This is a genomic window from Paenibacillus sp. DP01 (assembly GCF_044784315.1).
Taxonomy (GTDB): domain Bacteria; phylum Bacillota; class Bacilli; order Paenibacillales; family Paenibacillaceae; genus Paenibacillus; species Paenibacillus polymyxa.
In genome coordinates, this window is record NZ_CP173059.1 from 79,371 (window position 1) to 87,427 (window position 8,057).

At 46.7% G+C, this 8,057-nt stretch carries 7 protein-coding genes; all 7 read left to right on the top strand.

Features of this window, described 5'->3' with window-relative positions:
• Positions 1-184 precede the first annotated feature (184 nt).
• The 7 genes from ACH59B_RS00380 (at position 185) to ACH59B_RS00410 (ending at position 8,026) form a co-directional block, all read left to right on the top strand.
• Complete coding sequence (locus ACH59B_RS00380; RefSeq protein WP_016818892.1) at positions 185-718, top strand: hypothetical protein; 534 nt, start codon at positions 185-187, stop codon at positions 716-718.
• A gap of 422 nt (positions 719-1,140) precedes the next feature.
• Positions 1,141-1,911: an enoyl-ACP reductase FabI gene (fabI, locus tag ACH59B_RS00385; protein ID WP_017427043.1), complete on the top strand. Its 771-nt coding sequence runs from the start codon at positions 1,141-1,143 to the stop codon at positions 1,909-1,911.
• 12 nt (positions 1,912-1,923) lie between these two features.
• Positions 1,924-3,384 carry an AMP-binding protein gene (locus ACH59B_RS00390; RefSeq protein WP_404303070.1) on the top strand — a complete coding sequence of 487 codons (1,461 nt, stop codon included), beginning with the start codon at positions 1,924-1,926 and terminating at the stop codon, positions 3,382-3,384.
• Between the two features lie 44 nt (positions 3,385-3,428).
• On the top strand, positions 3,429-4,652 hold the full coding sequence (locus ACH59B_RS00395; protein ID WP_016818889.1) for an aldehyde dehydrogenase family protein: 1,224 nt from the start codon (positions 3,429-3,431) through the stop codon (positions 4,650-4,652).
• Positions 4,649-6,349, top strand: coding sequence for a thiamine pyrophosphate-binding protein (locus tag ACH59B_RS00400; protein WP_404303073.1), 1,701 nt, complete (start codon positions 4,649-4,651; stop codon positions 6,347-6,349). Before ACH59B_RS00395 ends, ACH59B_RS00400 begins: the two co-directional genes overlap by 4 nt.
• A 20-nt stretch (positions 6,350-6,369) precedes the next feature.
• Entirely contained in the window at positions 6,370-7,614 is a 1,245-nt protein-coding gene (fabF, locus tag ACH59B_RS00405; RefSeq protein WP_031462565.1) for a beta-ketoacyl-ACP synthase II, read from the top strand.
• Positions 7,615-7,618: 4 nt separating this feature from the next.
• On the top strand, positions 7,619-8,026 hold the full coding sequence (locus ACH59B_RS00410; RefSeq protein WP_016818886.1) for a 3-hydroxyacyl-ACP dehydratase FabZ family protein: 408 nt from the start codon (positions 7,619-7,621) through the stop codon (positions 8,024-8,026).
• Positions 8,027-8,057: the final 31 nt, after the last annotated feature.

Consider the following 8,057-nt stretch of genomic DNA (forward strand, 5'->3'; position numbering starts at 1 on the left):
TTTGAGAATAAGAGGAAATGGACTAAATAGCCGCAATTTTATTGTAAAAAAACGGCTATTTGTTTCCTTTTATGTAATTATAGACAAAATACTAGGAATATTATGTATAATATTGTATGATAGTGGGCATGAAGGGGGGGACTTAGGGAAATACCAATTTCAAATTTGAAAGGAATCGTCCATTATGTATTTATTTATTATTAGTGCTGAGGTTTTATTTTGGGTTTTTGTTGTTGCAGGGTTAGTCGCAAGGTATATGTTTGGGTTGAAGAAATTAGGGGGCCTTCTTTTACTCTTTACCCCAATTATTGATATCCTGTTGCTGATTGCGGTGTTCATCACGGTGAGAAGTGGCATGGAGATTACGACTGCTACTGGCCTGGCAGCCTGTTATTTTGGTATTACCGTAGCGTTTGGTCATAGGTTAATTAAGTGGGCCGATGTACGATTCTCTCATTGGTTTGGTAAAGGACCCAAGCCTGAACGCAAGTATGGTGCTGCTCATGCAAAAGAGGAGCGTATAGGTTGGTTGCTTCACCTGTTGGGGTGGGCTATAGGCAACGCTTTGTTGCTCGCCATCATTGTATATGTAGGTGATCCGCAGCGTACGGCGGCACTGGAGGGCATCATGCAAACATGGGCGATCGTTCTGGCAATCGACTTTGTTGTCTCCTTCAGCTATACCTTAGCTCCTAAAAAACATAAACATAAGGCTTAGCCAAGAGGAATAGAGCCGCAAGCTTGAAACGAATCAGGCTGGTCACTCAGGATGTTCAAATCGGGAGAGTCATTGATGGTGAAATGAAGTGGTTACTTTCGATAATGGGATGAGTCTATCGTCGGAATGGAAATATTTATAAGAGTATGATATTTTTATATTAAAATCGCTTTGACAGTCATCTTATCGTTGCCTCACCACTTTTTTCACACGCATGGACTCCTTTCGATTTGAACACAGACCAACAGAAACCACATTCACAATTTTTAAAATATTCTTGCCATCTGCCTAAAACGGCGCCTATATAAGTTTGGCAACTGACGAGATAATATTCCAGGAAAGATTATATATGTCTATATATGTAGACAAACGCAATTAAGTTGTTATTATGTTTAAAAATGTAAAAAGGAAAGGTGGTTTCTGTGGCAGTACTACTGAGTGGAAAGAACATTTTGATTATGGGTGTGGCTAATAACAGGAGTATTGCCTGGGGGACAGCCCAATCTTTAGCTGCGGAAGGAGCAAATCTCATTTTTACTTACGAAAATGAGAGGGTTGCAGAACGGGTGCTAAAGCTCGCTGAAACCATTCCGGGTTCCATTGTCTGTCCTTGCAATGTACAGAGCGATGAAGAATTGGATGCACTGGCGGACTTTCTCAAGGAGAAGGTAGGCGTCTTACACGGATATTTCCACAGTGTTGCGTTTGCTAAGGCTGAGGATTTGGAAGGCTCGTTCGTCGATACTTCTCGCGAGGGATTCGCGGTTGCTCAAGAAATCAGTGCCTATTCTCTGGCTGCTGTATCCCGCCGCGTATACCCGCTGATGACGGAGGGTGGAAGTATCGTCACCATGACGTATATCGGCGCAGAACGAGCCATCAAGAATTACAACATTATGGGTGTAGCAAAGGCCTCACTAGAAGCCAGCATGCGCTATCTGTCGAATGATCTGGGTACTTACGGCATTCGTGTAAATGCGATTTCGGCTGGTCCTATACGTACTTTGGCCGCCTATGGCATTAAAGATTTTAACACAATGCTAAAGCATATTGAAGAAACTACGCCCCTACGCAAGACGGTCGATACGTCTGAAGTCGGAGATACGGCGTTATTCCTATTTTCCCATTTATCGAGAGGCATTACGGGTGAAGTTATCCATGTAGATGCTGGATACCATATTACGGGGATGTAAGGAGGGAACGTTGTGCTTATTACGCATACGGATTGCCGTATTATCTCACCTGAAGGAATTATGAGCAGGAAACGTCTGGAGCGGGATGTGACGATCTTCTCACGGATGTTGGCTCTCAGAGGAATTCCTAAAGACGGTAGAGTGATTCTGAAAGCGGCCAATTCCTATTGGTTTGTTGTTTCTCTGTTTTCCCTGTGTCATCTCGCAGTTTCGGTAACTGTGGTGGACGAGCAGACGGTAATTGATGAGGTGGCCCAAATCTATGATGAGGCGGGTGCCTGTTGCATTCTGACGGATTCCGATTTAGAAGTTCCTCATGCTCTCGTTATTCTGATTCAAGATCTCATTCAAGAAGAAGCAGTACACCCGCATTGGGTGGGAGAGCCAAAGCCCGAAGCCCTCGACTTTAACAAGTGGTGCGAGAGACCGGATGCGCTCATTCTGTATTCTTCAGGTACGACGGGAAAACCCAAGGGAATCGTGAAAGCTGGTTCAGCTTTTATGGAGAATATCAGACATTCCATACACGCTATGAACTACATACCGTCTGACCATATGCTCCCCGTAGTGCCTTTCTCTCATTTTTATGGAATTTCACTTATCTTCTCCTGGTGGTTAACCTCATGTTCTCTCATCATCTGCAATCCAAAAAACCTCTGGAGCGTCATTGCAAGTATTACGAAAGACCGGGCGACGGTCGTAGACGCTAACCCCTCTGCTTTTTACACCTTGTTGCGTATGCTAAGCCGAAAACCCGAACAACTGGAATTGATCAAGCAATCCCCAGTCCGCATGTGGTGCGTAGGCGGTTCTCCACTTACTCAAGACCTCGAAGAGAAATTTAACAACATATTTGGACAGCCCCTGCTGAATGGTTATGGCCTTTCTGAACTGGGCAACGTCACGCTGGGGACGCTGGAGTGTCCGAAGGGGTGTGGCAAACCATTACCTGGTGTGGATTTGAAAATACTTGATTCTACTGGCAACCATCAGATGGACGGTATCGTAGGCGAAGTGTGGATACGAAGTGCCGGATGCATGGAAGGTTATCTGAATCGTCCCGACCTGACACAATCTGTTCTCCAGGATGGCTGGTTTAAGACGGGAGATCTAGGCTATCTGGATGACGGAATGCTGTATGTTATTGGTCGCAGTGGTAAGACAGTCAACCGGATGGGCTACATGGTCTCCCCAGTCTATATCGAAGACCGGATTGGTTCACTAGGTTACCGATCCTGTGTGATTACTTTGGAGGATGAGGCAAAAGGGACTTTGCTTGTTGCATTCATCGAAAGTGAATCCTCACAGGTCTTACCTGTGCTCCGCAAAGAGATGAATCGGGTACTCCCTTCTTACATGTTTCCCGATCTTTTGCTTCCGCTCGACCATTTTCCTTTAAATCGCAATGGAAAAGTAGATCGTCTGGAGATGGAGCGCACTGCTCTAGAGAAAGCTGCTTCTCGCAAAGCATAACAAGATATTTACCAAAATCGCATATAGGAAAGGGAGAATGTGCCATGAGTATAAATCCAGAACTGGCAGAAAACACACTGTTTTTGAAAAGGCATGAATCTATTCTGAAATGCCTCAATTATTTGATTGAAAATCGGCAAGAAGTGATGGATATTCTCACACAATTTTCATCCTATCGGGCCGCCAATGCAGAAATTGACTCCACGATCCTCACACTTCAAGGTGCATTGCAAGAAGTGCAGACCCATCAGCCAAGCTGGCAACGATCTATGGCTGTATTTATGCCCTCCAACGTCATTTTGTACTCCTATGCATTATACCTCTTGATTCCATCCCTGTACGTTGAAAATATAGACTTTCGTCCTTCTTCTCACGTAAACGAGTATGTCGATATGCTGCATGAAAAGCTGCAAGCAGTACACCAATTACCTATCTATATTCGCAAAGTTAGCCAGAAGGTGTTCATGGAGAATTCCGTGATGCCAGCTGATATTGTGGTGTTCACCGGGAGCTATACCAATGCGGAGAAGATCAAAAAACAGATTCGCAAGGATCAGCTCTACATTTTTTATGGACAAGGGATCAATCCTTTCATCATTGGACCAGATGCCGATCTGGAGCTGGCGGTTACCGATGTGATCCGCATGAGATTGTTCAACTCTGGACAGGACTGCCTGGGACCCGACATCATCCTGGTACATCAAGAGGTGAGCGAGCCATTTAAAAACTTGCTGATTCAACGGATTGACGAACTCGTATTTGGGGCCAACAATGATCCGAACGCGAACTACTCCCCTATATTCTATAAAGACACGCTATATTCGGTTTCTGAATATTTTAATACGAACGATAAGTTTATTATTTACGGCGGCGGCATTGATTTCCGTACGAAAAAAATGGAGCCAACGGTTGTATATAGCGAATTGGATCAGAACTTGGAGATTATTGAGTATTTTTCGCCTGTATTCAATGTAGTTAGCTACCAAGACGACGAGCAATTGATCAAGCGCATTTCCTCCAGTTATTTCAGCGAACGGGCAATGGGTTGTAGCTTATACGGGTCAGAGCATCTGGCAGACGTTCTACGAAAGAAGCACACATTGACCATTAATCAAACCCTTGAGGATGTGGATCAAGGCAATAAGCCTTTTGGTGGCTATGGCACAATGTCGAACTATATTTTTTACGATTATAAGCTCGTTTCGAAGCCGATCTTGATCTCGGAAATTGTCGCAGAATATTTGTCAGAAAAGAGGAGTTTGGTATGACCGCGAGCATATCCCCCTGGGATGCCATCATTGGCTACTTACAATCGGCTGGGGCCCAGCACCTCTTTGGATTACCAAGTGACGATCTCAATATCGTAGCGTCACTCCCCTCATCCGGTATGGATTTTATTCTCTGCAAAGATCAGCGTAATGCTGTATTTATGTCCGCAGGCTATGCGCTCACAACTAACCAGATGTCCGTGTGTGTTGTGGGGAAAGGCCCTGCGCTCAGTAATACACTTACGGGGCTGCTGGAAGCCAAGAACCTGGGTGCCCCGCTACTGCTTTTGGCGCTTGGCACCGGAGGAGACAAGCTGGGTACCCGATCCTTTCAAGAAGCCGATCAAATCTCACTCGTGAAGCCACTCGTAAAATGGGCTTACCGTGTCGAGCATGTGGATCGGCTTGTATGGGCGATGGAGCGGGCTGCCTTTTTGGCTATCAATGGAGCACCAGGTCCTGTCTATATAGAATTACCCGAGAACCTGATGGACCAGTCTGTGCCAACAGGGATTCAGTTTGCCCCGCCAGAAAAGCTCTCGTGCTCTCCGTCTGTTAGGGAACTGGATGCGGCATGGAACATCATTGAGAATGCCCGTAGACCACTCGTTCTAGTCGGAGGCGGAATGAAGTCAGGGACAAGCGATGTGATTGAGCGGTTCGCTAACCAACATGGAGCGGCTGTGTTCGCAACTGCCTCGGGACGAGGTGTAGTGAATGAAGACCATGAACTTTTCTGTGGTGTTGCCGGTCTTTATACCGATCTTAGTCTGAGACAAATCTGGCAGGAATCCGATGTAGTCATTACGCTTGGCAGTCGATTGGAAGAAACGGCTACGTTCGAGTGGGATATTTTGCTACAGGGTACGCCTTTAATTCAAGTCAATGTAGAGCTGGAGGATTTTGCGCACGAATTCAGGGGCATCAAGGTGCTTGGTGATGGATATGCGGCAGTGGAGCAATGGCTAGAACGGCGCGGACAGGAGCCCGATGGAGCGTGGCTTGAAACGATCAGAGGATGTAAACAGAAGGCTTTTTCAGAGAGGACTAATTATTTGGAAGAGCTGAAAAAGGCCCCTGGCATCCACGTTCCAGAACTGTTGGACATGATTCAGACGGAGTTTCCTGAAGACCTAGTGCTTCTACAAGAGAACGGATTGCAGGATATGTGGTCCTACTTTTATCCATATTTCCGTTTTGCCTCAGGCTCACTTTCCATTGTCCCCAGTGACCAAACAAGTCTTGGATTCGGTGCGGCCGCTGCTCTGGGGGCAAGTGTGGCGACAGAACGCCCGGTAGTAGCGCTTGTAGGTGACGGTGCATTCAATCTATTTTGTTCAGATTTTATGACGGCGGTACAGTATCAAATACCAGTAATTTATCTTGTACTTAATAATGGCGGCTACGGTTGGCTGCAAAATCAGATGAATTATAAGCATATCTCAGGACAAGCCTTCCCATTTGTTTCGGAGGCGGTCAAGACAGGAATCCAAATTCCCCAGTATGAATTTGTCGAAAGTCTGGCAATCCGCAGCAAGGGGGAGGCTCGGGAGCAGCTTCAGCTTGCTTGGCAAAAATACAAGGAGAACAAGCTTGTGGTCGTCGAGGTGTTTGCTGATCTTGCAGATGTGCATGAGAAAATTAGTCATGTATATGGCGACTTTCCTCTCTACGAGCAACAGGCTTCCAAGAATTAATTTCAGCGAAGGACGTGGGTATGGTGAGAAGACGTGTTGTAGTGACAGGACAGGGAGTCGTAACGCCGATCGGGCTTCATCTTACAGATTTCTGGAATTCACTGCTGGAAGGAAAGAGTGGAATCGGACCTGTCACTGTTTTCGATACAGCAAATATACCAACAAAAATTGGTGCACAAGTTACGGGCTTTGACCCGTTGGAGTATATGAGCAAAAAGGAAGCCCAAAAGGTTGCACAGTTCACTCAATTCGCTTTGGCGGCTGCCCGTCAGGCAGTCGAGCAATCGAGGTTAGTCATAGACGAACGAAATGCAGGTCGTGTGGGTGTTATCGTCGGCTCTGGAGCAGGCGGCCTCGATGTCATAGAGGAGAACTACAGAAAATTAACGGAGCTTGGTCCTAAAAGGGTCTCTCCTTATTTTGTTTCCTCGATGATGATTAATTCCGCGCCTGGCGAAATTTCTATTGCCATTGGTGCTAAGGGACCTTCGTTTGCTGTGGTCACTGCTTGTGCCACAGGAAGCAATGCCATTGGTGAGGCATTACGTACGATCCAATACGGCACAGCTGATGTCGTAGTGGCTGGAGGAGCAGAGGCCAACTTTAGTCAGCTTGATTTGGCTTCTTTTGCGAATATTCACGCTCTTTCCAGACGTAATGAAGAGCCGCAGAAAGCCAGTCGCCCGTTTGATACGGATCGCGACGGTTTTGTCATCGGTGGTGGGGCAGGGGTTCTAGTGCTGGAGGAGTTGGAGCATGCCTTGAACCGGGGGGCCACCATTTTGGCTGAAGTGGCGGGTTACGGATGCACAACAGATGCATATCATATCACGGCTCCAGATCCCTCGGGCTCCGGCCCGGCAGAAGCGATCAATATAGCGCTGCAAGATGGGGGCTTGACACCGCAGGAGATTGACTATGTCAATGCCCACGGTACGAGTACGCCGTTTAATGACCGAATGGAGATTAACGCTATTCAAAAAGTATTTGGAGAGCATGCTCCCCGTTTGGCGATATCGTCTATTAAATCCATGACAGGCCATTTAATGGGCGGTGCTGGGGCAGTCGAATTAATTGCAACGGTACAGAGCATGATCCACAGCAAAGTACCACCGACACTCAATTGTGACAATCCCGAAACCCCTGAACTGAATTTTGTACCGCATGTATATCAGGAACGTGAAGTCCGTGCGGCGATTAGTAATTCTTTTGGTTTTGGAGGACACAACGTCTGTCTTGCCGTTCGTAAGTGGGAGGGGGTATAAGCCTGTGAGCGAAGAGCTAATCCATATCCAGGATGTGCTTCCGCACAGGTACCCATTTCTTCTGCTCGATGGTGTGACCGGGTACGAAACGTCGCAATGGGCAAAGGGGTACAAGCTTGTTACCTCAAGCGAATGGTTTATTACAGAAGCTAATCCATACATGCCTCCTATGCTGATCGTGGAGTCGCTTGCACAATTAGCGGCATTCGCTGCGATTGACAAAAGAGGTATTTCATACCTAACCAACCTCAATGGCGTTCGCTTTCATAGCCTTGCCAAGCCTGGGGACCGAATAGATCTCTATTTTGAAGTGGTCAAGCGTCGGCGTGGTTATATTCTCGGAAGTGGCCGGGCTACCGTAGGCGAACGATTGGTGGCTGAGGCGGAAGAAATTGTTTCACTTGATCAATGACGGAGTGGAAGCGCGCGTTAAACTGTCTTTT